Annotated in this window: 27 protein-coding genes; 2 read left to right on the top strand and 25 right to left on the bottom strand. The window is 69.3% G+C overall.

Annotated elements, in window-relative coordinates; genetic code table 11:
* Window positions 1-23: 23 nt before the first annotated feature.
* The 4 genes from P1K89_RS06410 to P1K89_RS06425 are packed head-to-tail and all read right to left on the bottom strand — an operon-like array spanning window position 24 to window position 3,197.
* A complete protein-coding gene (locus P1K89_RS06410) occupies window positions 24-1,067 on the bottom strand; it encodes a S49 family peptidase (RefSeq protein ID WP_284615549.1) in 1,044 nt (347 codons plus the stop codon).
* Window positions 1,064-1,543, bottom strand: coding sequence for a Rieske (2Fe-2S) protein (locus tag P1K89_RS06415; protein WP_284615550.1), 480 nt, complete (start codon window positions 1,541-1,543; stop codon window positions 1,064-1,066). Before P1K89_RS06415 ends, P1K89_RS06410 begins: the two co-directional genes overlap by 4 nt.
* Complete coding sequence (locus P1K89_RS06420; protein WP_284615551.1) at window positions 1,536-2,201, bottom strand: HAD family hydrolase; 666 nt, start codon at window positions 2,199-2,201, stop codon at window positions 1,536-1,538. The genes P1K89_RS06415 and P1K89_RS06420 overlap by 8 nt, the downstream gene beginning before the upstream one ends.
* Before the next feature lie 9 nt (window positions 2,202-2,210).
* A complete protein-coding gene (locus P1K89_RS06425) occupies window positions 2,211-3,197 on the bottom strand; it encodes an RluA family pseudouridine synthase (protein ID WP_284615552.1) in 987 nt (328 codons plus the stop codon).
* A gap of 606 nt (window positions 3,198-3,803) precedes the next feature.
* Here P1K89_RS06425 and P1K89_RS06430 point away from each other — a divergent pair.
* Window positions 3,804-6,770 (top strand): Rne/Rng family ribonuclease, encoded by a 2,967-nt coding sequence (locus P1K89_RS06430; RefSeq protein WP_284615553.1) that lies wholly within the window; start codon window positions 3,804-3,806, stop codon window positions 6,768-6,770.
* 131 nt (window positions 6,771-6,901) lie between these two features.
* On the top strand, window positions 6,902-7,462 hold the full coding sequence (locus tag P1K89_RS06435; RefSeq protein WP_284615554.1) for a hypothetical protein: 561 nt from the start codon (window positions 6,902-6,904) through the stop codon (window positions 7,460-7,462).
* 45 nt (window positions 7,463-7,507) lie between these two features.
* On the opposite strand, the gene nagZ is transcribed toward P1K89_RS06435, so the two are convergent.
* The 21 genes from nagZ to rpmF form a co-directional block, all read right to left on the bottom strand.
* Window positions 7,508-8,626, bottom strand: a complete 1,119-nt coding sequence (gene nagZ, locus P1K89_RS06440; RefSeq protein ID WP_284615555.1) for a beta-N-acetylhexosaminidase — start codon at window positions 8,624-8,626, stop codon at window positions 7,508-7,510.
* Complete coding sequence (acpS, locus tag P1K89_RS06445) at window positions 8,623-9,036, bottom strand: holo-ACP synthase (protein WP_284615556.1); 414 nt, start codon at window positions 9,034-9,036, stop codon at window positions 8,623-8,625. Before acpS ends, nagZ begins: the two co-directional genes overlap by 4 nt.
* Complete coding sequence (locus tag P1K89_RS06450; protein WP_284615557.1) at window positions 9,033-9,824, bottom strand: pyridoxine 5'-phosphate synthase; 792 nt, start codon at window positions 9,822-9,824, stop codon at window positions 9,033-9,035. The genes acpS and P1K89_RS06450 overlap by 4 nt, the downstream gene beginning before the upstream one ends.
* A gap of 7 nt (window positions 9,825-9,831) precedes the next feature.
* Window positions 9,832-10,581, bottom strand: coding sequence for a DNA repair protein RecO (recO, locus tag P1K89_RS06455; RefSeq protein WP_284615558.1), 750 nt, complete (start codon window positions 10,579-10,581; stop codon window positions 9,832-9,834).
* A complete protein-coding gene (gene era / locus P1K89_RS06460; RefSeq protein ID WP_284615559.1) occupies window positions 10,578-11,486 on the bottom strand; it encodes a GTPase Era in 909 nt (302 codons plus the stop codon). The genes recO and era overlap by 4 nt, the downstream gene beginning before the upstream one ends.
* Window positions 11,487-11,506: 20 nt before the next feature.
* Window positions 11,507-12,211 (bottom strand): ribonuclease III, encoded by a 705-nt coding sequence (gene rnc / locus P1K89_RS06465; RefSeq protein ID WP_284615560.1) that lies wholly within the window; start codon window positions 12,209-12,211, stop codon window positions 11,507-11,509.
* 24 nt (window positions 12,212-12,235) lie between these two features.
* Window positions 12,236-12,601, bottom strand: a complete 366-nt coding sequence (locus P1K89_RS06470) for a DUF4845 domain-containing protein (RefSeq protein ID WP_284615561.1) — start codon at window positions 12,599-12,601, stop codon at window positions 12,236-12,238.
* Between the two features lie 23 nt (window positions 12,602-12,624).
* On the bottom strand, window positions 12,625-13,593 hold the full coding sequence (gene lepB / locus P1K89_RS06475; RefSeq protein WP_284615562.1) for a signal peptidase I: 969 nt from the start codon (window positions 13,591-13,593) through the stop codon (window positions 12,625-12,627).
* Between the two features lie 18 nt (window positions 13,594-13,611).
* Window positions 13,612-15,420, bottom strand: coding sequence for a translation elongation factor 4 (gene lepA / locus P1K89_RS06480; RefSeq protein WP_284615563.1), 1,809 nt, complete (start codon window positions 15,418-15,420; stop codon window positions 13,612-13,614).
* 556 nt (window positions 15,421-15,976) lie between these two features.
* Entirely contained in the window at window positions 15,977-17,419 is a 1,443-nt protein-coding gene (locus P1K89_RS06485) for a DegQ family serine endoprotease (RefSeq protein WP_284615564.1), read from the bottom strand.
* Between the two features lie 85 nt (window positions 17,420-17,504).
* The gene (locus P1K89_RS06490; RefSeq protein ID WP_284616322.1) at window positions 17,505-18,506 is read right to left on the bottom strand and encodes a MucB/RseB family sigma factor regulatory protein; all 1,002 of its coding nucleotides are present in this window, start codon (window positions 18,504-18,506) and stop codon (window positions 17,505-17,507) included.
* Between the two features lie 2 nt (window positions 18,507-18,508).
* On the bottom strand, window positions 18,509-19,036 hold the full coding sequence (locus P1K89_RS06495; protein WP_284615565.1) for a sigma-E factor negative regulatory protein: 528 nt from the start codon (window positions 19,034-19,036) through the stop codon (window positions 18,509-18,511).
* A gap of 91 nt (window positions 19,037-19,127) precedes the next feature.
* Window positions 19,128-19,739, bottom strand: a complete 612-nt coding sequence (gene rpoE, locus P1K89_RS06500; protein ID WP_284615566.1) for an RNA polymerase sigma factor RpoE — start codon at window positions 19,737-19,739, stop codon at window positions 19,128-19,130.
* Window positions 19,736-20,200: a hypothetical protein gene (locus P1K89_RS06505; RefSeq protein ID WP_284615567.1), complete on the bottom strand. Its 465-nt coding sequence runs from the start codon at window positions 20,198-20,200 to the stop codon at window positions 19,736-19,738. Before P1K89_RS06505 ends, rpoE begins: the two co-directional genes overlap by 4 nt.
* 16 nt (window positions 20,201-20,216) lie before the next feature.
* Complete coding sequence (gene fabF / locus P1K89_RS06510; RefSeq protein WP_284615568.1) at window positions 20,217-21,461, bottom strand: beta-ketoacyl-ACP synthase II; 1,245 nt, start codon at window positions 21,459-21,461, stop codon at window positions 20,217-20,219.
* Window positions 21,462-21,477: 16 nt separating this feature from the next.
* The gene (gene acpP, locus P1K89_RS06515; protein ID WP_284615569.1) at window positions 21,478-21,717 is read right to left on the bottom strand and encodes an acyl carrier protein; all 240 of its coding nucleotides are present in this window, start codon (window positions 21,715-21,717) and stop codon (window positions 21,478-21,480) included.
* Between the two features lie 129 nt (window positions 21,718-21,846).
* A complete protein-coding gene (fabG, locus tag P1K89_RS06520; RefSeq protein WP_284615570.1) occupies window positions 21,847-22,584 on the bottom strand; it encodes a 3-oxoacyl-ACP reductase FabG in 738 nt (245 codons plus the stop codon).
* The gene (gene fabD / locus P1K89_RS06525) at window positions 22,581-23,519 is read right to left on the bottom strand and encodes an ACP S-malonyltransferase (RefSeq protein ID WP_284615571.1); all 939 of its coding nucleotides are present in this window, start codon (window positions 23,517-23,519) and stop codon (window positions 22,581-22,583) included. Before fabD ends, fabG begins: the two co-directional genes overlap by 4 nt.
* A gap of 31 nt (window positions 23,520-23,550) precedes the next feature.
* Window positions 23,551-24,549 carry a beta-ketoacyl-ACP synthase III gene (locus tag P1K89_RS06530; protein ID WP_284615572.1) on the bottom strand — a complete coding sequence of 333 codons (999 nt, stop codon included), beginning with the start codon at window positions 24,547-24,549 and terminating at the stop codon, window positions 23,551-23,553.
* A complete protein-coding gene (gene plsX / locus P1K89_RS06535) occupies window positions 24,546-25,604 on the bottom strand; it encodes a phosphate acyltransferase PlsX (protein ID WP_439897968.1) in 1,059 nt (352 codons plus the stop codon). Before plsX ends, P1K89_RS06530 begins: the two co-directional genes overlap by 4 nt.
* A 309-nt stretch (window positions 25,605-25,913) precedes the next feature.
* Window positions 25,914-26,096, bottom strand: coding sequence for a 50S ribosomal protein L32 (gene rpmF, locus P1K89_RS06540; RefSeq protein ID WP_284615574.1), 183 nt, complete (start codon window positions 26,094-26,096; stop codon window positions 25,914-25,916).
* Window positions 26,097-26,112 lie beyond the last annotated feature (16 nt).

Consider the following 26,112-nt stretch of genomic DNA (forward strand, 5'->3'; position numbering starts at 1 on the left):
CGGCGTCCTTCCCGACCGACCGCTCAGCGCAGGCGCGCGCCGAAACCGAGCGCCCGCACCGCGCCCTCGCCGAGCGCCGCGCCGAACCGCTTGGCCAGCCGCTCGGCCACGTTCTCTCGAGGGGTGTAGTCGATCACTTCTTCCGCCTTGACCACATCGCGCGCGACCGAATCGAGCGTGCCGAACCGGTCCGCGAGGCCGAGCCTGACCGCTTCCTCGCCGTTCCAGAACAGGCCGGAGAAGGTGTCGGGCGCCTCCTTCAGGCGGCTGCCGCGACCGTCCTTCACGACGGCGATGAACTGGCGGTGGATCTGGTCGATCATCGCCTGCGCGTAAGCCTTGTGGCGCTCGTTCTGCGGCGAAAACGGGTCGAGCATGCCTTTGTTCTCGCCCGCGGTCAGCAGGCGGCGTTCGATGCCCAGCTTCTCCATCGCGCCGGCGAAGCCGAAGCCGTCCATCAGCACGCCGATCGAGCCGACGAGGCTGGCCTTGTCGACGAAGATCTCGTCGGCGGCCACCGCGATGTAGTAGGCGCCGGACGCGCACATCTCCTCGACGACTGCGTAGACCTTCTTCTGGTGCTTGGCCTTCAGGCGCCGGATCTCGTCGTTGACGATGCCGGCCTGCACCGGGCTGCCGCCGGGGCTGTTGATGCGCACGACGACCGCCTGCGCGCCGCTGTCCTCGAAGGCCTGCTTCAGCGCGCCGACCAGCAGTTCGGCATTGGCCTCGGTGTCCGGCGCGATCTCGCCGCGCACGTCGACCAGGGCGGTGTGCGGGCCGTTCGGCGCGCTCGGGTGGGTGCGCTGCACGAACAGCATCCACAGCACCACCGCCACGAGCAGCAGCCACGAGAGGCGGAAGAAGCCGCGCCAGCGGCGCTCGGTGCGGCGTTCATGCAGCAGTTCGCGCGCGAGGCGCTCGATCGCCTGCTCGACGCCGGCCGACACGGCGGCGACCGGGGGCGCGGCGGTGACGGGCGGGGCGGCCGACGCGGCCGGTGGAGGCGAAGGGGGAACGGCCGGCGGCGGGGCGTCGGGAAGAGAGTCGTCGTGCGGGGAGCTCATGGTCTGCCGTCGGGGCCGGGATCGGCCTGGGGGAGGAATGGGCCGGAATGGGCCGCGGGCTCGTCGAAGACGACGGGCCGGATGTCGCGGGAAGGATACCAATACACCCGGCCACCGGCCTCCTGCACTTCGAGGGGCAGCAGCCGGCCCCGGCCACAGGGTCCGGCCACGCAATGGCCGCCCAGCGGCTCGTAGCTGGCGCCGTGGATCGAGCAGACGATCCAGCGCTTGTCCATGTCGAGGAACTCGCCCGGCTGCCAGTCCATCTCGACCGGCACGTGCGCGCAGCGGTTGATGTAGGCGACCACCCGGCCCTCGTAGCGCAGCGCGAAGGCGCGTGCCGGCTGACCCCACAGCAGGACGTCGAACAGCAGCGCGCGTCCCCGCTCGGCGAGCTCGGCGCCCGCGCACAGCGGCTGCGCATCGCTGCGCGCGCCCGGGTCGGCGGGACCTCGCGGCGGCGGCGCTTCAGGCATGGTCGGCCAGCCAGGCCTGCAGCTCGGACGTCGAGTGCGCGACGAACAGCGGCTCGAACTCGGCGAAGGCGGCATGGTCGTGCGCGCCGAAGCTGACGCCGACCGACGCCGTGCCGGCATTGCGCGCCAGCTGCAGGTCGTGCGTGGTATCGCCGATCATCAGCGTGCGCCCGGCATCGACGCCGAACTCGCGCATCAGCTGCTGCAGCATCAGCGGGCTGGGCTTGCTGGCGGTCTCGTCGGCGGTGCGGCTGCCGTCGAAGAGGCCGCCCAGCTGCGCCGTCTGCAAGGCCTCGTCGAGCCCGCGCCGGCTCTTTCCCGTGGCCACCGCGAGCCAGTGGTTGCGCGCCTTCAGCGCCTGCAGCATCTGCAGCGTGCCGGGGAACAGCACCAGCTCATGCTGGCGCGCGAAGTAGTGGTGGCGATAGCGCCGGCCGAGCTCGGGGTAGCGGTCCGGCGACAGACCGGGCACCGCATGCTGCAGCGCGTCCTGCAGGCCGAGGCCGATGACGTAGGCGGCGTCCTGGTCGCTCGGCGGGTTGATGCCGATGTCGCGGCAGGCAGCCTGGATGCAGCGCACGATCAGCGCGGTGGAATCGAACAGCGTGCCGTCCCAGTCGAAGGCGATCAGGTCGAAGCGGCGGGGTCGAAGGCTCATCGGGAGGAATCAGTGCGGGGCGCTGAGCGACCCGATCAGTTTGACGCATTCGGGCGGCAGCGGTGCCAGCAGCTCGATGCGCGCGCCCGTCGCCGGGTGATCGAAGGCCAGCCGCTTCGCATGCAGGAACATGCGGCCGAAGCGCGCGCCGGCCAACGCCTCCCCGCGCGCGAACTGCTTGTTGAGCTCGAAGTCGCCGTACTTGTCGTCGCCGACGATCGGGTGTCCGGCATGCGCCAGGTGCACGCGGATCTGGTGCGTGCGGCCAGTCTTGATCGTCACGTCGAGCAGCGTGTAGTGCTCGAAGTGCTGCGCGATGCGCACCAGCGAGATCGAGCGGCGGCCGTCCTCGTGGTCGGCGTCCACCGCGCGCACGTGGCGCTCGCCGGCGGCGTCCAGCGTCTTGTGCAGCGCGACATCGATCACCTTCAGCGTCGCCGGCCAGTGGCCGATCACCAGCGCCGAATAGGTCTTGTCGGTCTCGCGGATGCGGAACTGCTGCTGCAGCGTGGTGAGCGCGCTGCGCTTCTTGGCCAGCAGCAGGATGCCCGACGTCTCCTTGTCGAGCCGGTGCACGAGCTCGAGGAACTTCGCCTGCGGCCGCGCCCGCCGCAACTGCTCGATGACGCCGAAGCTGACGCCGGAGCCGCCGTGCACCGCGGTGCCGGCCGGCTTGTCGATCGCCAGCAGGTGCTCGTCCTCGAACAGCACGGGGAATTCGCGCGGCGGCGCAGGTCGGGCGTCCGCGGCAGGTTCGGCCACGCGCACGGGCGGCACGCGCACCTCGTCGCCGATCGCCAGCCGGGTGTCGGCCGCGGCCCGGCCCTTGTTGACGCGCACCTCGCCCGAGCGGATCACGCGGTAGACGTGCGTCTTCGGCACCCCCTTGAGCAGACGGATCAGGAAGTTGTCCAGCCGCTGGCCTTCACCGGCTTCGTCGACCACCACGCGGCGCACCGTCGCGACCGCACCACCCGCATGACCGTCGGGTGACACTTTGCTGCTTATAATGCCCCGGACCACGTTTTCGCCGTAAGTGCTTGATTTTTCAGAGTTTACCCGGGCATTCCCGGTGTTCTCGTGGTGGCGGGCCGTACCGGGCCTGCCGACAAGCGTTGATGCAACACCCGTGAACGGGCCGCAGGCGCCCTCGCCGTAGCGACGGCGCGGCAGCATGGTCCGGGTGGAAGAGAAACGTCGCCAACAGCCGTCCCGTCATTGGGAAGAAACCAGCTCATGGGCGGCAGAGCGGCGCCGACGATCGAATCGTCGTGCACCGGTCTGTCGTCCGCGTCGAGGCCCGCGGTTCGCATGCCTGCCCACCCCCTTGTCCGACCCCGCGCCGATCATGGCGCGGCGCGCTCCTGCGCGCGCGGCAAGCCCGGGCGCAGTCGCGACGCCGACCGCCGCAACGACGCATGCGGCCCCGCTGCACCCTTGATCGCCTGACGGCGATCTCACCGCAGTCCAGGGCGATTCCTCACTCGGCTTCCAGCGCGCATCTCGTGCATCGAAAAAGAGTCGCCAGCCCGTCCGCGGGCCGGTGACCGGACCGACGTGCGCGGCCGCCAAGCAGCGGCGCGCGTGCGATGAGGAGTGCACATGAAGCGCATGCTGATCAATGCCACGCAGCCGGAAGAACGGCGCCTGGCGATCGTCGACGGGCAGAAGCTGCTCGACTTCGAGACCGAGATCGAGGGCCGCGAACAACGCAAGGGCAACATCTACAAGGCCGTCGTGACCCGCGTCGAGCCTTCGCTCGAAGCCTGTTTCGTCGACTACGGCGAGGACCGCCACGGCTTCCTGCCGTTCAAGGAGATCTCGAAACAGTTCTTCCGCGACGGCATCGAACTGAAGAACGCGACCATCAAGGACGCGATCAAGGAAGGCCAGGAACTGCTGGTCCAGGTGGAGAAGGAAGAGCGCGGCAACAAGGGCGCGGCGCTGACCACCTTCATCTCGCTGGCCGGCCGCTACCTCGTGCTGATGCCCAACAACCCGCGCGGCGGCGGCGTGTCGCGCCGCATCGAGGGCGAGGACCGCGAGGAGCTGAAGGAGAACCTCGAGCAGCTCGACTACCCGAAGGGCATGAGCCTGATCGCCCGCACCGCCGGCATCGGCCGTTCCGCCGCCGAGCTGCAGTGGGACCTGAACTACATGCTCAAGCTGTGGTCGGCGATCGACGCGGCGAGCAAGGCCGGCAAGGGCGCCTTCCTGATCTACCAGGAGTCGTCGCTGGTGATCCGGGCGATCCGCGACTACTTCACGTCGGACATCGGCGAGATCCTGATCGACACCGACGACATCTACGATCAGGCGCAGCAGTTCATGAACCACGTGATGCCGGACTCGGCCTCGCGTGTGAAGCGCTACCGCGACGACGCGGCGCTGTTCAGCCGCTTCCAGATCGAGCACCAGATCGAGACCGCGTTCTCGCGCACCGTGAACCTGCCGGCCGGCGGCGCGATCGTCATCGACCACACCGAGGCGCTGGTCTCGGTCGACGTCAACTCCGCCCGCGCGACGCGCGGCGGCGACATCGAGGAAACCGCGACCCGCACCAACCTGGAAGCCGCCGACGAGATCGCGCGCCAGATGCGGCTGCGCGACCTCGGCGGCCTGATCGTCGTCGACTTCATCGACATGGAGGAGTCGAAGAACCGCCGCGAGGTCGAGCAGCGCCTGCGCGACGCGATGCGCCAGGACCGGGCCCGCGTGCAGTTCTCGTCGATCAGCAAGTTCGGCCTGCTGGAGCTCAGCCGCCAGCGGCTGCGCCCGGCGCTGTCCGAAGGCAACCACATCACCTGCCCGCGCTGCAACGGCACCGGCCACATCCGCGACACCGAGTCCTCCGCGCTGCAGATCCTGCGCATCATCCAGGAGGAGTCGATGAAGGACAACACCGCCGCCGTGCACGTGCAGGTGCCGGTGGAGGTGACCTCGTTCCTGCTGAACGAGAAGCGCACCGAGATCACGAAGATCGAGCTGAAGCAGCGCGTCACCGTGCTGCTGGTGCCGAACAAGCACCTCGAGACGCCGAACTACAAGCTCGAGCGCCTGCGCCACGACGACCCGCGCCTGGAAAACCTGCAGGCCAGCTACACGATGATCGAGGAGCCGGACGACGAGGTCTCGATCTCGCGCCGACGCGACGCCAACGAACGCGCGAAGCCGAAGCAGGAGCCGGTGATCAAGGGCGTGCTGCCCGACCAGCCGGCACCGATCGCACCGCCGAAGGAAACCAAGCCCGAGCCGGTGGCCGCGGCGGCGGTCGTCCCGGCCCCGATCAGCGCACCGCCGCCGACCCCCAGCTGGGCCAGCCCGGCGCCGGCCGCGGCCGGCGGCGGCTTCTTCGCGTGGATCAAGAAGCTCTTCGGCGCGCCGCCACCGGCGCCGGCGCCTGAACCGGTGGTCGCGGCCGCGGCCGCGCAGCCCGCTGCCGCAACGCCGGTGGCCGGTGACAAGCGCGAAGGCCGTCGCGGCGAACGCGGTGGCCGCGGCGAACGCGGAGGCGAGCGTGGCGAACGCGGTGGACGCGGGCGCGACGGTGGCCGTGGTGAGGGCCGTGGTGAGGGCCGTGGCGCTGAAGGCCGCAGCGAGCGCGGCGAACAGCGCCGGGGCGAAGCGCGCGGCGAGGGCCGCGGTGCCGAAGGGCGTCCCGAAGGTCGCGGTCCGCGTGAAGGTCGTGAAGGTCGTGAAGGTCGTGAAGGTCGCGAGGGTCGTGAGGGCCGCGAGGCGCGCGACCAGCGCCGCGGTGAACGTCCGGCCGAGTCGGACGCGCCGCGCCGCGGGCCGCGTCCCGAACGCGAAGCCCGGCCGGTCGAGACCGACGAGACGCTGGCTGCTGCCGAGCTGGCGCCGGTCGACGCCCTGGCAACGGGCGAGGCGGCCGAGGGCGGTGAGCGCGACGAACAGCGCCGCCGGCGCCGCCGTCGGGGCGGCCGCGGCGGTCGCGGTGACGAGACCGGTGCGCCGGGCACCGGCGAGGGCGCCGAAGGCCTCGAGCATGCCGAGGGAGCCGAACCCGTCGCCCCGCGCGACGATGCCGACACCGCGAGCATCGCCGAGCCCGCACCGGCCGGAACCGACGAGACCGCCGGCGAAGGCCGTCGCCGTGGCCGTGGCCGCGATCGCTTCCGCCGCGAACGCCGCGAGGACGAGGCCGGCACGGAGATGACGGGCGAGGCCGCTGCCGAGCAGGCCACCGAAACGCCCGCCGCCGAGCTGGCGCCCGCCGCGGATGCCGGCGCGCTGCCGCTGGTCACCGACGCCGAGCCGGCAGCGGTCTCGACGCGTGCCACGCTGGCCCGCGCCGAGCCCTTCGTGCTGCCGATGGACGACCTGCAGCGCATCGCCGAGGGCTCGGGCCTGCAGTGGGTGAACTCGGACCCCGAGAAGATCCGCGCCGTTCAGGAAGCCATCGCCGCCACGCCGGCGCCGGTGCATGTGCCGCGCGAGCGCAAGCCGGTGGCGCTGGTCGATGAGGGCCCGCTGGTGCTCGTCGAGACGCGCAAGGACCTGTCGCAGCTGAAGCTGCCCTTCGAGGCCGGCACCACGACCGCCGCCTGACGGTCGCGCGGTATCGCCGCATGCGCCGGCCCGGCGCGCGCGGCGCGACCGCGTCGGCGCGCGCTTGAGCGCGGTCGATGCGAGCCCTGAAGCTGCCGGCGCGGCGATGTTGCCGCGCCCCGGATGGCTTCATGAACCTTGCCCTTCGACACGCCCTGCCGGCACTCGCGCTGTGCTCGCTCGCCGGCGCCCTGCTGTCGGCCTGTTATGTCGTGCCGGTCGATCCCCGCACCGGCCGGCCGCTGTCTTATGACGGCCCGCAAACGCCCGTCTTCATCGTGCCGCCGGCCCCGGCGGCGGCTGCGCCGATGGTGATCGCCCCGCCCGCGCCCACCACGCTGCAGGCGCGGCTCTACCCGTTGAACAAGGAAGCCAATACCGGCGGGCTGCTGACCGCGCAGGTGGTCGACAGCCACACCGGCCGCGGCAGCATCACGCTGGCCTACCGCGGCGCGCTGCTGCAGGGCGAGTCGACGCGGGTCGACGGCAGCCACGGTTTCTACGGCCGCATCCACCGCGAAGTGCTGGGCCCGTCGGCGACACCGACCACCGGCCGCCGCGGCATCGCCAACGCCTACGGCGCCAACGGCATCAACGCGCAGTGCGAGTACGTCGTCACCGGGGCATCGATCGGCACCGGAGCCTGCCTGTTCTCAGACGGCGCCAAGTACCAGATGCACTTCGGGCAATGACGTCGGGCCATGTCGCCCGAAGTCAGCGGCCGACTCGAAGGCGACTCAGGGCAGGCGCTCGAGCGCGTGCTGGTAGGCCGGGTGATGCATCAGCTCGTCCCACGGCAGCGGCGGCGTCAGCGGCAGCAGGTCCAGCCGCCGCGCCTCGCTCACCGCGTCGGGTTGCCACGCACCGCGCCCGGCGGCCTCGAGCAGGCCGTCGAGCAGCACATCGACCGGCGCGCCGCCGTCGACGATCGACTGGTTGCACAGCAGCACCATGTCGCAGCCGGCGTTCAGCGCGGCGATACCGCCGTCGAGCGCACTGCCGGCGGCCCGGGCGCCGGCCATGCTCAGGTCGTCGCTGATGATCGCGCCCTGGAAGCCGATGCGCCCGCGCAGGATCTCGCGCAGCCAGCGCGCCGAGAAGCCGGCTGGCCAGCTGTCGATCTTCGGGAACACGATGTGCGCCGGCATCACGCTGGTCAGCGTGTCCGACAGCCAGTCGTAGGGCCGTACGTCCTCGGCCAGGATGGCCTTCAGCGACCGCTTGTCCATCGGCAGCTCGAAGTGGCTGTCGGCCGCCGCGTAGCCGTGCGCGGGAAAGTGCTTGCCGCAATTGGCCATGCCGGCGAGCAGCAGACCGTGCATCAGGCTCTTGGCCAGCAACGCGACGACGCGCGGGTCGCGGTGCATCGCACGGTCGCCGATGACTTCGCTGTGGCCATGGTCGAGGTCGACCACCGGTGTGTAGCTCAGGTCGACACCGCAGGCGCGCAGCTCGGCACCGAGCACGTAGCCAGCCGCGCTGGCCGCCGCGGTCGCCCGCATCGCGTCCTTCATCCACAGCTCGCCGAGCACGCGCATCGGCGGCAGGTGGGTGAAGCCGTCGCGGCGGAAACGCTGCACCCGCCCGCCCTCATGATCGACGGTGACCAGCAGGTCGGCCCGCAAGGCCTTGACCTCGGCAGTCACCGCGGTCAGCTGGGCGCGGTCACGGAAGTTGCGGGTGAAGAAGATGAGGCCGCCGCACATCGGGTGCAGCAGGCGGCGCCGGTCGTCGTGGTTCAGCTCGTGGCCGGCGATGTCGATCACCACCGGGCTGTGGCCGCCAAGCGGGCCGCTGAAAGCGTCGTCGCGGCCGTCGTCCGGTTGGCGTTCGTGGCCGCTGTCTTTGGCTGTCATGGCTTGTCTTGAGGGTGCTCGATGGACTCGACGACCACGAAGGAGGCGGCGTACTCGGTCTCGTCGGTCACCGTGACGTGGCCGCGCAGTCGGCGCTCGGCGAACCAGTCGGCCAGCGCGCCGTCCAGGCGCAGCACCGGCTGGCCGCTGGGCAGGTTCAGGATCTCGCAGGCACGCCAGGTCATCGGCATGCGAAGGCCCAGGCCGATGGCTTTCGAGAACGCCTCCTTCGCGGAGAAGCGCGTCGCGAGGTAGGCGACGCCGCGCGCTTCGACGCGCGCGCGTCGCGCGTGGAAGACCTGCAGCTCGCGCGGCCCCAGCACCTTCTCGGCGAAACGATCGCCGCGGCGCTCCAGCGTCGCGCGGATGCGGCGCAGGTCGCAGATGTCCGTGCCGATGCCGTAGATCATCGAGCCGGCGCAAAGGCTCTCTGGATGCAGCGCTGGTAGTCGCGCACGGTTTGTGCGAGGCCGAGCTCGAGCGCGTCGGCGATCAGCGCATGACCGATCGACACCTCGAGCACGCCGGGCACCGCGCGCAGGAAGTCGGCGAGGTTCGCGCGGTTGAGGTCGTGGCCGGCGTTGAGCTGCAGGCCGGCGGCGAGCGCCGCGTCGGCCGCAGCGGTGAAGCGCGCCAGCACGCCCGCCTGCTCGGGCGTGCCGTGCGCGCTGGCGTAGGTCTCGGTGTAGAGCTCGACGCGCTCGGCGCCGGTCGAGCGCGCGGCGGCCATCGCCTCGGGCAGCGGGTCCATGAACAGGCTCACGCGCACGCCCAGGGCCTGCGCTTCGGCGACCAGCGGCCGCAGGCGCGCGAGGTCCGCCGGGAAGCTCCAGCCGTGGTCGGAGGTGAACTGGCCTTCCGAATCGGGCACGAAGGTCACCTGGTGCGGCTTCAGCGCGCGCACGAAGTCCATCAGGTTGTGGAACGGGTTGCCCTCGATGTTGAACTCGGCCTCGGGCCAGGCCTTCAGCAGCGCGGCCAGGTCGTGCACGTCCTGCGCGCGGATGTGGCGCGCATCGGGCCGCGGGTGCACGGTGATGCCCTGGGCGCCGGCTTCGAGCGCGATGCGCGACAGTTTCACGACGTCCGGGATGCCCAGGTGCCGCGTATTGCGCAGCAGCGCGATCTTGTTGACGTTGACCGACAGCGCGGTGCGCTGCGTCCGGGCACCGGCTTCCGGGGCGACGAGCGGATTCATCGAGGGTTCAGTCCTTGTCGAGCAGGCGGCGCACGTCGAGCATCGCGGCGCGCGTGCGCAGGTGCGGCGAGCCGAGATGATAGTGAAGCAGCGAGCGCAGCTGCGGCTTCAGCGCGGCCAGCACCGACGGGGCGCTGATGCGCAGCCCTTCGAGGTCGTCGGCATCGAGCGCCGCTTGCAGCGCCAGCCACTGGCCACCGTCGAGTGCGCTGTCCGCGAAGGCGACCAGGCCCGCCTCCGCGCGCAGCTGATAGCCGCGCCCGGGGTGCACCGGCTGCTGCGTCGCGGTGTCGCAGGCGAGGTCGGGCAGCACGCCGGTCTCGCGCAGCAGCAGCAGCTCGAACGCCCGCAGGGGGCCCTCTTCCTCGCCGCCGAGGGCCAGCGCATGCAGCGTCTCGGCGTAGGCATCGAACAGCAGCGCATGCGCGTCCTGCCGCGCCAGCAGCTTCATCAGCAGCTCGTTAAGGTAGAAGCCGGCGAACAGCCGCGGCGCCGGCAGCACGACGCCTCCGGCGGCATATTCCGCGGCGCGCAGGGTCAGGATGTCGCTGCCTTCGTCGGCCTTCGGCCGGCTCAGCGTGACCGCGATGCGCTGGAAGGGCAGCAGCACCGCGCGCAGCTGCGAGTACGGCCGCTTGGCGCCCTTGGCGACGACCGCCACGCGGCCCTGCTCGCGCGTGAAGAGCTCGAGGATCAGGCTGGTCTCGCTCCAGTCCCACTGGTGCAGCACGAAGGCCGGCTGCGCGCCGGACTTCATTCGTAGCCGTAGGAGCGCAGATGCTCCTCGTCGTCGGCCCAGCCCGATCGCACCTTGACCCACAGCTCGAGGAAAACCTTGGCATCCATCAGCCGCTCGAGGTCCTGGCGCGCTTCGCTGCCGATGCGCTTCAGGCGCTCGCCGCCGTCGCCGATGACCATGCCCTTGTGCGCGTCGCGCTCGACGATGATGGTCGCGGCGATGCGGCGCAGGTTGCCTTCCTCCTCGTACTTGTCGATGACGACCGTCGAGCTGTACGGCAGCTCGTCGCCGGTCAGGCGGAAGAGCTTCTCGCGGATCAGCTCGGCGGCGAGGAAACGGTCGCTGCGGTCGGTCAGCGCATCGGCCTCGTAGAACCACGGCTGCTCGGGCAGGTAGGGCGACACGATCTTCAGCAGGCGCTCGATGTCGGCCTTCTGGCGCGCCGACAGCGGCACGAACTCCGCGAAGGGGTGTCGTTCCTGCATGCTCTTGAGCCAGGGCAGCAGGTCGGCGCGGCGCTGCACCGCATCGAGCTTGTTGGCGACCAGGATCGCCGGCTTGTCCTTCGGCAGCAGCGCCAGCACCTTGGCATCGTCCAGCCCGAAGCGGCCGGCCTCGACGACGAAAAGCACGACATCGACGTCGGCCAGCACGCCCTGCACGGTGCGGTTCAGGCTGCGGTTGAGCGCCGTGCTGTGGCGAGTCTGGAAGCCGGGGGTGTCGACGAAGACGAACTGCGCATCGCCGTCGGTGCGCACGCCGGTGATGCGGTGGCGCGTGGTCTGCGCCTTCTTCGACGTGATGCTGATCTTCTGGCCGACCAGCGCGTTGACCAGCGTCGACTTGCCGACGTTGGGCCGGCCGACAACGGCAATCAGGCCGCAGCGCTGCGCGGCTGCGGCGCCGGCGGAGGTTTCGCTCATTGGGGCCTCGCGGGAAAGGTTCAGGAGCGCAGCGGGCCGCCAGGGCGGTCGCTGGCCTTCAGCTTGATCAGCAGGCGCCGCGCGGCTTCCTGCTCGGCGGCGCGGCGCGATCGGCCCTCGCCCTGCTCGGAGACGCCGAGCGTCGGTGCCGCGCATTCGACCTCGAAGGTCTGCGCATGCGCCTGGCCGCGTGTCGCGACGATGCGGTAGCTCGGCACCGGAATCCGTCGCGCCTGCAGCCATTCCTGCAGTTCGGTCTTCGGGTCCTTGCTCCAGCTGTCGGCGTCGCTGCCGGCGATCAGCTCGCCGAACAGCTGCCGCACGAGCTGCAGTGCCGGCTCGAAGCCCCCATCGAGGTAGACCGCGCCGACCACGGCCTCGACCGCGTCGGCGAGGATCGACGGCCGCTGCGCGCCACCGCCCCGCGCCTCGCCTTCGGACAGCCGTAGCACCTCGGGCAGGCCGAGCTGCAAGGCAGCGCGGTGCAGGCTGTCTTCCCGCACGAGGTGGGCCCGGACGCGGGTGAGATCACCTTCGTCGGAACCGGCGAAGCGATCAAACAGCAGGCTCGACACGGCGAGGTTCAGCACGGCGTCGCCGAGGAACTCGAGCCGCTCGTTGTGGTCGGCGCCGAAGCTGCGGTGCGTCAGCGCGCGCTGCAGCAGCCCGGCGTCCTCGAACCGATGGCCGAGGCGGGCCTGCAGGGCATCCAGTCGTTGGTCCATGTCGGCGCCGGGCATTCGGCAGTCCTACTGCGAGCGCCCTTCGTACTTGATCAGCAGGAAGACCGGCTTGATCAGCTCGACCTCCTTCTGATACGAGAAGCGGATGACCACCTTGCCCTCTTCCTTCGTGATCTCGAGGTCGGAGCCGGTGATCGACTCGATCGAATACTCGATTTCCTTCTGCCGGTCGAATGCCGCCCGAATGCCGGCCACCGTGGGCGGCGGGTTGGCGGCGATGTTGGTGACGGCCTTCTGGATCGCCTGGTACTCGATCACCGTCGGCACGGTCCGCACGAGCACATACCCGATGAACCCGAACACGATGGCCCACATCAGCAGGCCGATCAGCGTGACGCCACGCTGGGATCGATGAACGAAGGGTCGGGTCATGGTGGGCGTGTCGAGCCGAGGGCTCAGTGGAAGCTGCCGATACGCCGTAGGTTACCGAAATTCATCCACACGAAGAATGCCCGGCCGACGATGTTCTCGTCGGGCACGAAACCCCAGAAGCGCGAATCCTGCGAGTTGTCACGGTTGTCGCCCATCACGAAGTAGTGGCCGGCCGGCACCTTGCAGGTCACACCTTCGGCGCTGTAGCGGCACTGGTCGCGAAAGCGCTGGAAGCTTTCCAGCGGCCGGAAGGCCGACGATCCGGTGGGCTGCACCAGCAGGTCATGTTCGATGCTACCGAGCTTCTCGGCGAAGCGCGGCGCATAGCGCATGCTGTCCTCGTCGTAATAGTCGCCCAGGGCCTTCAGGTCGACCGGCTTGCCGTTGATCGACAGCCGCTGGTTCTGATAGCTCACCTCGTCGCCCGGCAGGCCGACGACACGCTTGATGTAGTCGATGCGCGGGTCGACCGGATAGCGGAAGACGATCACGTCGCCGTGCTTCGGCTCGTTGTTCGGGACGATCTTGGTATTGAGCACCGGCAGGCGGATGCCGTAGTGGAACTTGTTCACGAGGATCAGGTCGCCGACGAGCAGCGTCGGGATCATCGAGCCCGACGGAATCTTGAACGGCTCGAACAGGAACGACCGCAGCAGGAAGACGATCAGGATCACCGGAAAGAGGCCGGCGGTCCAGTCCAGCCACCAGGGTTGCTCCAGCACCTTCTGGCGCGCGAGCTCGACGTCGCCGTCGACCTTCTCGATGCCCATGCGGGCGAGGTCCGCGCGCCGCTGCGCGTCCTGCGACGCGAGGGTATCGGCAGCCGCGGCCCGTGCCGGCGCGAAGCGCAGGCGCTCGGCCAGCCAGTAGCCCAGCGTCACTACCGTCATCACGAACAGCAGCAGCGAAAAGTTGCCGATCCAGTAGCCGGCGTACCAACCGCCGAGGTAGACCGCGAGCGCGCCGAACAGCGCGACGGTGAGTGCACTCATCATCCCGGTGGTTCTCTTCTAGTCCTCGACCTGCAGGATGGCGAGGAAGGCCTCCTGCGGGACCTCCACGGTGCCGATCTGCTTCATGCGCTTCTTGCCAGCCTTCTGCTTCTCGAGCAGCTTCTTCTTGCGCGTGATGTCGCCCCCGTAGCATTTTGCCAGCACGTTCTTGCGCAGCGCCTTGATGTTCTCGCGCGCGATGATGTTGGCGCCGATGGCCGCCTGGATCGCCACGTCGTACATCTGGCGTGGGATCTGTTCGCGCATCTTCGCGGCGACCGCGCGCCCGCGGTATTGCGACTGGCCGCGGTGCACGATCATCGCCAGCGGATCGACCCGGTCGCCGTTGATCATGATGTCGACCTTCACGACGTCGGCGGCGCGGTACTCCTTGAACTCGTAGTCCATCGATGCGTAGCCGCGCGACACGCTCTTCAACTTGTCGAAGAAGTCCAGCACGATCTCGGCCAGCGGCAGCTCATAGGTCAGCATGACCTGCTTGCCGTGGTAGGCCATGTTCATCTGCACGCCGCGCTTCTGGTTGGCCAGCGTCATCACCGGGCCGACCGAGTCCTGCGGCATGTACAGGTGCACCGTGACGATGGGCTCGCGGATCTCTCGGATGCGGCCCTGGTCGGGCATCTTGCTGGGGTTCTCCACTTCCAGCACGGTGCCGTCGTTGAGCTCGACCTCGTAGACCACGCTCGGCGCGGTGGTGACGAGATCCTGGTCGAACTCGCGTTCGAGGCGCTCCTGCACGATCTCCATGTGCAGCAGGCCGAGGAAGCCGCAGCGGAAGCCGAAGCCCAGCGCCTGGCTCACCTCGGGCTCGTAGCGCAGCGAGCTGTCGTTGAGCTGCAGCTTCTCCAGAGCATCGCGCAGCGCGTCGTACTCGCTCGCTTCGGTCGGATAGAGACCGGCGAAGACCTGCGGCTGGATTTCCTTGAAGCCGGGCAGCGGCTCGCTGGCCGGGCCGGCATTGTTCGGCAGCTTCTTCTCGAGCGTGACGGTGTCGCCGACCTTGGCGGCCTTCAGCTCCTTGATGCCGGCGATCAGGAAGCCGACTTCGCCGGCACGCAGTTCCTCGCGCGGTTCCGCCTTCGGCGTGAAGACGCCGAGCTGCTCGAGCGGGTAGACCGCGCTGGTCGCCATCAGCCGGATGCGGTCGCCCTTCGCGAGACGCCCGTCGACCACGCGCACCAGCATGACGACGCCGACGTAGTTGTCGAACCAGCTGTCGATGATCATCGCGCGCGGCGGGCCGTCCGGATTGCCGCGCGGCGCGGGCATGCGCGTGATCACCGCCTCGAGGATGTCGTCGATGCCTTCGCCGGTCTTCGCCGAGCACGGGATCGCATGGCTCGCATCGATGCCGATCACTTCCTCGATCTCGGCCTTCGCGTTGTCCGGGTCCGCCTGCGGCAGATCCATCTTGTTGAGCACCGGCACGACCTCGACGTGCAGGTCGAGCGCGGTGTAGCAGTTGGCCACCGTCTGCGCCTCGACGCCCTGGCTCGCATCGACGACCAGCAGCGCGCCTTCGCAGGCAGACAGCGAACGGCTGACCTCGTACGAGAAGTCGACGTGGCCGGGGGTGTCGATCAGGTTGAGGTTGTAGACGCGGCCGTCGCGCGCGGTGTACTGCAGCGCCGCGGTCTGGGCCTTGATCGTGATGCCGCGTTCGCGCTCGATGTCCATCGAGTCGAGCACCTGCGCTTCCATCTCGCGATCGGAGAGGCCGCCGCAGCGCTGGATCAGTCGATCGGCCAACGTCGACTTGCCGTGGTCGATGTGGGCAATGATCGAGAAGTTTCTGATGTGGTCCATGCAGTGTGCAGATCGTCGCCCGGCGGATGGCTGGCGGGCTTCGTGCCGTTCGAAGCGCCAGGGTGCCGAGCGCGCGCCACGGGCGTGGCGCAAGGGGCCGCGAGGCCCTCGTTCAAGCTAAAAAAAAGGCACGTCCAAAGAGGAGACGCGCCTTCCAACAAAACGTATGGCAACTGCTTGTTGGGCCTTCATTGTAGCCAAAACGATCCGGCTGGAAGCCGCGCCGTTGCGTGTTTTCTGGTCGTTGCGGAGCGCCAACAGACACAAATCATCAACAGCTTATCCACAGCTTGTCGAGTCATCGCGATGCAAGCGGGTGAACCCGGAGTGCGCGAAGACGACTGCGCTAAACAGTGGCCAAACAGCGCGAATTCTAACCAAGTCCGTACTCAATCTCTTCGGCTTCAAAAGTTAGCATGCACCTACAAACTTCGCGTCTGGCAAGAACTGCAAACCGCGCAAGCGTCCTGCCCGACCGGGGCCGCAATGATCGACCGGCCCATTCCACGATACGGAAAGACCCGGCGGCGCAGTCGGCTTGGCTGGTCGCGGCGGCTCAGCGGCCCGGCCGGATCACGAGGTAGTTCACCCACTCGCCGCGGCGCACCATCACGCTGACGGCGCGCGACTTCTCGGCCTTCGCGGCGACCGCCTGGAACTGCTTGACGTCGGTGATCTCCGTGTTGTCCAGTGTCAGGATCACATCGCCTTCGCGCAGGCCCGCGCGCGCAGCCGCACCATCGACCGCGTCCACACGCACCCCGCCCCGGATCTTCAGCTCGCGTCGCTGCGCATCCGTCAACTCGCTGACGGCCAGGCCGAGCGCCGTCTTGGCAGAGGCCGCGGGCCCGCTGTCGGACTGCGCGATCCGCGGCGTCTGTTCGGCCTCGAACTCGGCGACGGTCACCGTCAGGTCGCGGTAGCCGCCGCGGCGAAACACCTGCAGCGTCGTCTTCGAGCCTGGTTTGATACCACCGACGATACGCGGCAGGTCGGCCGAGCTCTCGATGGGTTTGCCGTCGACCTTGGTGATGATGTCGCCGGCCTCGATGCCGGCCTTCTCGGCCGGCCCGCCGGACTCCGCACCCCGCACCATCGCACCGACCGGCTTGCCCAGGCCGATCGACTCGGCCACTTCCTTCGTGACCGGTGCGATCGTCACGCCGATGCGCCCGCGGATCACCCGGCCGGTGCTGCGCAGCTGGTCGGCGACACGCATCGCCTCGTCGATCGGAATCGCGAAGGCAATGCCCATGTAGCCGCCCGAGCGGCTGTAGATCTGCGAGTTGATGCCGACGACCTCGCCGCGCAGGTTGATCAGCGGACCGCCGGAGTTGCCCGGATTGATCGCCACGTCGGTCTGGATGAACGGCAGGTAGTCGCCGGTCTCGCGGGCCTTCGCGCTGACGATGCCGGCGGTGACGCTGTTGGCCAGGCCGAACGGCGAGCCGATGGCCATCACCCACTCGCCGACCTTCAGCCGGTTGACGTCGCCGATGCGCACGGCCGGCAGCCCGGCCGCTTCGATCTTCACGACCGCCACGTCGGTGCGCTTGTCGAAGCCGATCGGCTTGGCCTTGAACTCGCGCTTGTCGGTCAAGGTCACCAGCACCTCGTCGGCACCGTCGATGACATGGGCGTTGGTCATCACGTAGCCGTCGGCGCTGAGGATGAAGCCCGAGCCGACACCGCGCTGCTGCGGCTCCTCGTCCGGCTGTCCACCCCCGCGCGGGCCGCCGCGGCCGCCCGGCAGCGGAATGCCGAAACGGCGGAAGAACTCCTCGAGGTTCGGATCGACGCCGCGCTCGGGACCGCCGCGCGAGCGTTCGAGCGTGCGGATGTTGACGACCGACGGACCGACGCGTTCGACGAGCTCGCTGAAGTCAGGCAGCTCGACGCGGGACTGTGCCGCGGCCACGAGCGGTACGCCCGGCGCGACCAGCACGAGCGCCAGCAGGGCACGACCGAGGGCGCGACGGCCCGTCGATGCGATCAACATGGAATGCTTCTCCTGAAATGGGGTGCCGCCGCGCCTCGGATCGATGCGCGGCGCCCGTCTGCCAGTGCCGGATCTTGCGGCGCGTTCAAGGCCGACGCTGCAGCAGGGACTCGAACTGCTGGACGGTGGCCATCGGCACGTCGCCGACGATCGTTACCCACCAGTCGCCGTGCCGGTTCATCAGCGTGTGCGTCGCACCCAGCATCGTGCGCATCGGCTTGTGGCGCTGTGCATCGAAGCGCTCGATGAACACCGACACATGCGTCAAGCCGTCCGAGAAGACCGACTGCAGCACCTGCAGGTCGGCGACACCCTCGCCGCCGGTCGCATCGAGCGGGCGTTTGACGCAGTTGAGCAAGTGGAAGCCGGGCACGCTGCCCTTGAGGCTCCATCCCTCGGTGTCCAGCTGCGTCGACTGGGCCTGCGGCCGCACGATGCGGTAGCCGTCGAGCTTCTTCTTCATCGGCTTGAGCACGCTGTCCGACGCCAGCTTGCCGCCGATGGCGAGGTCGGTGAACGAGGCGGACTCGATCACCTCGCCTTTCGCACCGAGCACCTCGGTGCGCAGCAGCAGCCCGGTTTCCCGTTCGGCCCACAGCCGTTGCCCGAATCGCAGCGCATCGCGCGGCTTCAGCAGCAACACCTCCGCCTCGTGGCCGGCGACACGATCCGCGCCCATCGACTTCAGCTCGTAGCTCTCCAGCGCGCGCTGGCTCGAGGCCGGCAGCGCCGGGAAGTCGGCGATCGGCTCGATCTGCTCGATCACGGCCACCTTGGTCTGGGGCCAGAGCGTCAGCACCGCGCCGTTGTGCCGGAACTGCTGCCGCATCTGACCGTCGAGTGCTTCGATGCGCTCGTAGCGCTCACGGCCTTCGCTGATGTGGGTGACGCGCGAGCTGGTCACCTGACTGCCCGCGAAGAAGGCCATTGTGCCCTGGTAGGTGCGATTGGTCGCCGCCTGCCTCATGCGCGAGAGCCATTGAGCGGGGTCGCTGACCGCCTGCGCCACGCTCAGGGTGGCGCAGGAGAGCAGGACGACGCCGACACCCACCCGCCCGAATCGGCGGCGCTCGCTCACCGGCTGCATGCTCACTTGGGCTCGAGCACGACGGTCTCGACGCTGCGCACCACCGCACCAGGCACCTGCACCGCCGCGCCATGGCTCACCCGACGGTGCGCGGCGAGGTAACGGTCCAGGCGGGCGTCGCGCACCAGCTGGCCATCGGCCATCACCTGCGCGCCGGCACTGGCGGCGATCGGTACGCCGTCGGCCGCTTCCGGCTGCACCACCCTCAGCACGACCAGCACGCCCGCCACCGCGACAAAACCCGCAGCCACCGCGACCGGGGCCACCAAGCGCTGCCGCCAGCGCCCGCGCTCATGCGACGGCGCCAGCGGCACCGGCTCGCTGGCCAGGCGCTCGCGCAGGCCGGCGAGAAAAGCTTCGTCGCGCGCCGGCCGAACGGCCAGCTCATCCGACCGCAGCACATCGCCGATCAGGTGGTAGGTGTGCCAGCACTCGCGCGCCTGGCTTTCTGCCCGCCACGCCGAACACGCGCCGTCGAGGCCCGCACCATCCGGGCGGCCGTCCATCAGCGCCGACAGGGACTGGCGCATCGCCTCCGAGGAAGAACCCGAGCTGTTCAACATGATCTTCGTACGACTCCGTCGAAGGCGCCGACCCGTGCACCGGCGCCGAGGCTCACCATCACCATCGTTCGCCCTCGCGCGTATCGAGCAGCGGCCGCAGCCGCTGAGCGATGGCCTCGCGCGCCCGGAAGATGCGCGAACGCACCGTGCCGATGGGGCAATTCATCATCTCGGCAATCTCTTCGTAGCTGAGGCCTTCGATCTCGCGCAGGGTGATGGCCTGTCGCAGATCCTCCGACAAGGCTGCGATCGCGGCATTGACCGTCTCGGCGATCTCCTTGCTGGCCAACACCGCCTCCGGCGTTGCGCCGTCGGTTAGTTCGCGCTCCACCCGGGAAGTTTCGTCATCGTCATCCGACACCGACGCCAGTGCGGATTCCACCACGAGCGGGTCGCGCTTCAGATCCACCAGCGCCTTCTTGGCGGTGTTGACCGCGATGCGGTAGAGCCAGGTGTAGAACGCACTCTCGCCGCGGAACTGCGGCAGCGCCCGATAGGCGCGGATGAAGGTTTCCTGGGCGATGTCCTGCACAAGGTCGACGTCGCGGACCATGCGCGCGATCAGGCGCTCGATGCGGCGCTGGTACTTGACCACCAGCATCTCGAAGGCACGGGTATCCCCACGTTTCGCGCGATCGACCAGCAGCACGTCGGCCTGGTCGACGGTCATCGGGTCGCTCCGTCGTCGAGCGCAAGGGTGTCGGCATCCATCGGCCCTTGGTAAAGGGCAAGACGCACGCCATGCCAGGCCGCGCCGATGTCTTTCTGGGCGATGCCGCACCAGCCCGGACGGGCCGGGCCGATCGGCTCGATGCGCAGCAGCAGCCAGCCGCCGAGGTCGATCTGCAGTCGGACCCGCCGCAGCGCCAGGGGCGTGTGCCCGGGCTGTGCGAGGGTCCAGGCGGCACCGTCCCACCGCAGGTGCCCGCACACGGGACGCAGGATCTTCGCGCCGACGGCCAGGCCGGCCAGCGCAGCGGCGAACGCCGGCAGCACCGGATTGCGCTCGAGGAGCAGGCACAGCCAGACGGCGATCACCGCACCGGCCAGCCCGTACAGCGCTGCCGCAGCGGCACGTTCGCGTCGGCCGCAGCCCAGTTCGATGTCGACTGCCGGCGGCGCCGCCCGCATGCGAGGCCGTCGCCCGTCAGGCCCGGCGCAGAACCAGCGTGCCGTTGGTGCCGCCGAAGCCAAAGTTGTTCTTCACCGCGATGTCGATGCGCATCTCGCGCGCCGTGTTGGCGCAGTAGTCGAGATCGCACTCCGGATCCTGGTTGAAGATGTTGATGGTCGGCGGTGACACCTGGTGATGCAGCGCGAGCGCGGTGAACACCGACTCGATGCCACCGGCGCCACCGAGCAGGTGGCCGGTCATCGACTTCGTCGAGTTGATCACCATCTTCTTCGCATGGTCGCCGAACGCCAGCTTGATGGCGTTGGTCTCGTTGACGTCGCCCAGGGGTGTCGAGGTGCCGTGGGCGTTGAGGTACTGCACGTCCTGCGCGTTGACGCGCGCGTTGCGCAGCGCGGCCATCATCGAGCGCTTCGGCCCGTCGACATTCGGGGCCGTCATGTGGAAGGCATCGGCGCCCATGCCGAAGCCCGCGAGCTCGGCGTAGATCTTCGCGCCGCGCGCCTTCGCATGCTCGTATTCCTCGAGCACCATCACGCCGGCACCCTCGCCGAGCACGAAGCCGTCGCGGTCCTTGTCCCACGGACGCGACGCGGTCTTGGGGTCGTCGTTGCGCGTCGACAGCGCGCGCGCCGCGGCGAAACCACCGATGCCCAGCGGCGAGACGGTCGATTCGGCACCGCCGGCGATCATCACGTCGGCATCGCCGTACTCGATCAGCCGGCCGGCTTCGCCGATGCAGTGCAAGCCGGTGGTGCAGGCGGTGACGATCGCCAGGTTCGGGCCGGTGAAGCCGTACTTGATCGAGATGTGGCCGGAGATCATGTTGATGATCGAGGCCGGCACGAAGAACGGCGAGATGCGGCGCGGACCGCGATCGGCGTACTCCTGGTGCGTGCCTTCGATCATCGGCAGGCCGCCGATGCCGGAGCCGACCAGGCAGCCGATGCGCTCGGCCTGCTGTTCGTTCAGCGCGTCGCCGGTCGGCAGTCCCGCGTCGGTCACCGCCTGGATCGCCGCCGCCATCCCGAAGTGGATGAAGGTGTCCATGTGGCGGGCTTCCTTCGCCGGGATGTAGTCCTCGACGTTGAAGCCCTTGACCTCGCCGGCGAAGCGGCACGCGAACGGCGACGCATCGAAGCGCGTGATCGTGTCGATGCCCGAGCGCCCGGCCACCAGGTTCGCCCAGCCTTCGGCCACGCTGTTGCCGACCGGGCTGATCAGCCCGAGGCCGGTGATGACGACACGTCGACGGCTCATGCGCGATGCTCTCGAATCAGGTCTTCTGGTGCTTGACCGCGTAGTCGATCGCCAGCTGCACCGTGGTGATCTTCTCGGCTTCCTCGTCGGGGATCTCGATGCCGAACTCGTCTTCGAGCGCCATCACCAGTTCCACCGTGTCGAGCGAGTCGGCGCCCAGATCGGCCACGAAGGCCTTCTCGTTGGTGACATCCGTCTCAGGCACGCCGAGTTGCTCGGCGATGATCTTCTTGACACGGGATTCGATATCGCTCATGACTCCTCCAGGAGTGAATGCAAAAACCAGCCCGGGATTCTAATGGCGCTGGGGTGTCCGCTCTAGGACGCCCGACGAAGGCAGCGCCGCACCGGCCGGGCGGGACCGGCGAGGGATGCGGTTGGGCGCTCAGTTCATGAACATGCCGCCGTTGACATGAAGCTCCGCGCCGGTGATGTAGCCGGCTTCGGGACTGGCGAGAAAGGCCACCGCGTGCGCGATCTCCTCGGGCGTGCCGAGGCGGCCGAGCGGAATCTGCTGCAGCAGCGCGGCCTTCTGCGCCTCGGGCAGCCCGTCGGTCATGTCGGTGGCGATGAAGCCGGGCGCGATGCAGTTCACGGTGATGTTGCGGCTGCCGAGCTCACGCGCCAGGGCACGTGTCATGCCCGCGACGCCGGCCTTGGCCGCCGCATAGTTGGCCTGGCCCGCATTGCCCGAGGCGCCGACGACCGACGTGATGTTGACAATGCGGCCGTAGCGCTGCTTCATCATGGTGCGCATCACCGCCCGCGACAGCCGGAACACCGCCTTCAGGTTGGTGTCGAGCACGGCATCCCAGTCCTCGTCCTTCATGCGCATGGCCAGTGTGTCGCGCGTGATGCCGGCGTTGTTGACCAGGACCTGCAGGCCGCCGTCGGCCTTGACGATCGCGTCGATCGCGGCATCGACCGCGGGCGCGTCGTTGACATTCAGCGCCACGCCGCGGCCGCCGTGCGGCGCCAGCGCCTCGTTGATCGCCGCGGCGCCGGCGTCGGTCGTCGCCGTGCCGATCACCGTGTAGCCCCTGGCGGCCAAGGTCGACGCGATGGCCCGGCCGATGCCGCGCGAGGCGCCGGTCACCAGCGCGACTTGCTTCGGTTCGCTCATGCCAGCAGCTCCTTGCTTGCCTGCAGCGTCGCGGGGTCGTACAGCGCGCCCGACACCATCTCGGCGTCGATGCGCTTGACCATGCCGGACAGCACCTTGCCGGGCCCGCACTCGACCACGTGCGTGATGCCGCGCGCGCGCAGCGCCTGCATCACCTCGACCCAGCGCACCGGGCCGAAGGCCTGGCGGTAGAGCGCATCGCGGATCGCCTGCGCGTCGCTCGGCGTCGCGACATCGATGTTGTTGATCACCGGCAGCGATGGCGCGGCGAACTGCACGCCCGCCAGACGCTCGCGCAGGCGCTCGGCCGCCGGCTTCATCAGGCTGCAGTGGAAGGGTGCCGACACCGGCAGCGGCAGCGCGCGCTTGGCGCCGGCGGCCTTCAGCAGCTCGCAGGCCTTGTCGACGCCAGCCTTGGTGCCGGCGATGACCGTCTGCTTCGGATCATTGAAGTTCGCGGCCGAGACGACCTCGCCCGACTCGGCGGCCGCGCGCTGGCAGCCTTCGATCACCGCGGAGGCATCGAGACCGAGGATCGCCGCCATCGCGCCCGCGCCGACCGGCACCGCTTCCTGCATCGCCTGTGCACGGAAGCGCACCAGCGGCAGCGCATCGCCCAGGCTCAGCGCGCCCGCGGCAACCAGCGCGGCGTACTCGCCGAGCGAGTGGCCGGCGACTGCCGCCGGCGCGGCACCGCCTTCGGCGAGCCATGCGCGATAACAGGCGATGCCGGCGGTGAGCATCACCGGCTGCGTATTGGTCGTCAGGTCGAGCTGTTCCTTCGGGCCGTGGGCGATCAGCGCGCCGATGTCCTGGCCCAGCGCCGTCGATGCTTCGTCGAGCGTGCCCCGCACGGCCGGATGGTGGCCCCAAGCGTCGAGCATGCCGACGGCCTGCGAGCCCTGGCCAGGAAAGACGAAAGCGAACGAACTCATCGTTGATCGGATGTGGCTGAGAAGAAGAGACTCAGAAGTCGAGCAGCACCGCGCCCCAGGTGAAGCCGCCGCCGACGCCTTCGAGCATCAGCGTATCGCCGGGCTTCACGCGGCCGCTGCGCACCGCGACGTCGAGCGCGAGCGGAATCGAGGCCGCCGAGGTGTTGCCGTGCTCGTCGACCGTGACGATCAGCTTGTCCAGCGGCAGCTTCAGCTTCCTGGCCGTGCCCTGCATGATGCGGATGTTGGCCTGGTGCGGAATCAGCCAGTCGATGTCAGCATCGCTGCGGCCGGCCTTCTCGAGCACCGCACGCGCCGCGGACTCGAGCACGCCGACGGCGAGCTTGAACACCGCCTGGCCGTCCATCTTCAGCAGCGGGTCCCCGAGCACCTGACCGCCGGACACATGGCCCGGCACGCAGAGGATGTCGACATGGCGGCCATCCGCATGCAGGTCGGTGGCCAGGATGCCGGGACGATCACTGGCCTCGAGCACCACGGCGCCGGCACCGTCGCCGAACAGCACGCAGGTGCCCCGGTCGTTGAAGTCGAGGATGCGCGAGAAGACCTCGGCGCCGATCACCAGCGCGCGGTTCGCGGCGCCGGTCTTGATCATCGAGTCGGCGACGGTCAGCGCATAGACGAAGCCGGAGCACACGGCCTGCACGTCGAACGCGGCGCAGCCATGCACGCCGAGCTTGCGCTGCACGATGCAGGCCGTCGACGGAAACACCATGTCGGGCGTCGAGGTCGCGACCAGGATCAGGTCGATCTCCGACGCCTGGCGGCCGGCCGCTTCGAGTGCGTGGCGGGCCGCCTCGACGGCGAGGTCGCTGGCCGAGACGTCGGCCGCCGCGAAGTGGCGCGCACGGATGCCGGTGCGCGCGACGATCCATTCATCCGACGTCTCGACCCCGCGGGCAGCCAGCTCGCGGGCCAGGTCGTCGTTGCTGACGCGGCGCGGCGGCAGCAGGCTGCCGGTGCCGGTGATGCGGGAGTAGCGGGCGGGTGCGGGGGATGTGGGAGTCATGCAGCGTGGGCCGCGGCTGGTTCGTCCGGCGCGGCCGGCAGCACTGCCGGCGTGTCGCGGATGCGATCGTGCACGCGGTCGAGCAGGCGATTGCGGGCGGCATCATACGCTCGCTCCAACGCCTTGCCGAAGGCGAAGGCATCGGACGAACCGTGCGCCTTGAAGACCAGTCCGCGCAGGCCGAGTAGCGCGCCACCGCTGTAGCGCCGGTGGTCGACGCGGTCCCGGAAGCGCTTGAGCACCGGCAGCGCCACCAGCGCCGCGACCTTGGACATCGGCGTGCGCGAGAACTCCTGCTTGATCATCTGCGTCAGCATGCCGGCCAGGCCTTCGGAGGTCTTCAGCGCCACGTTGCCGACGAAGCCGTCGCAGACGACGAGGTCGGTCGTGCCCTTGAAGATGTCGTTGCCCTCGACGTTGCCGTGGAAGTTCAGCTGCCCGGCGGCGGCGGCCGCGCGCAGCAGCTCGCCGGCCTGCTTGATGATCTCGCTGCCCTTGATGGCTTCTTCGCCGATGTTCAGCAGGCCGACGCTGGGTTCGTCCTTGCCGTCGAGTGCACTGACCAGCGCGCTGCCCATCACCGCGAACTGCAGCAGGTGTTCGGCGGTGCAGTCGACGTTCGCGCCGAGGTCCAGCACCTTGGTGAAGCCGCCGCGCGCGTTCGGCAACAACGCGGCGATCGCCGGGCGATCGATGCCGGCGAAGGTCTTCAGCACGTAGCGCGCCACCGCCATCAGCGCGCCGGTGTTGCCTGCGGACACGCAGACATCGGCTTTCGCCTGGCCTTCGTCGTCGGCCTTGAGCTGCGCGATGGCCACGCGCATCGACGAATCGCGCTTGCGGCGCAACGCGACCTCGACCGCATCGTCCATCTCGATCACTTCGCTGGCGTGCACCAGCGTGCAACGCGCCCAGCCCGCGGCGGGTCGCAGCGCTTCTTCGGTACCGACGAGCAGCAGTTCGGCGTGGGGATGGCTGTCGAGGAAGCTGCGGCAGGCCGGCAGCGTGACGGAGGGGCCATGGTCGCCGCCCATGCAGTCGACGGCCACGCGCACGCGCTCCAGCGGTTGAAGGGACGACGTCGAGGACACGGTGCTTATTGTGGGGCGCCCTGCCGGGCCGGTCTTGCCGGCCTGGAATCAGGCTTGCCCGGATTCAGGGAAGCGCGACGGTAGGCGAAGCGGTCGCCGGAGACAAGCGGGCCGGCCCGGCCATGCATCGCCGGACGAAGGCACCGACAACGACAAATGCCCGGCCCCACGTCATGCGGAGCCGGGCATCGTCGGCATTGAAACTTGTCGGTCGCAGCGTCGTTGCGCCACGGGGCAGCACGCGGGCGGCGTCCTGCCGGGTCCGCAGGACGATCAGGCGTCCTGCTTGGTCTTCAGCACCTTGCGGCCGCGGTAGAAGCCGGTCGGGCTGATGTGGTGGCGCATGTGCACTTCGCCGGTGGTCGGCTCGATCGCGGTACCCGGGGTGACCAGGGCGTTGTGCGAGCGGTGCATGCCACGCTTGGACGGCGACTTCTTGTTCTGCTGGACGGCCATGGAAAACTCCTGATCG

Source organism: Aquabacterium humicola, from assembly GCF_030167915.1.
Taxonomy (GTDB): Bacteria; Pseudomonadota; Gammaproteobacteria; order Burkholderiales; family Burkholderiaceae_C; genus Pseudaquabacterium; species Pseudaquabacterium humicola.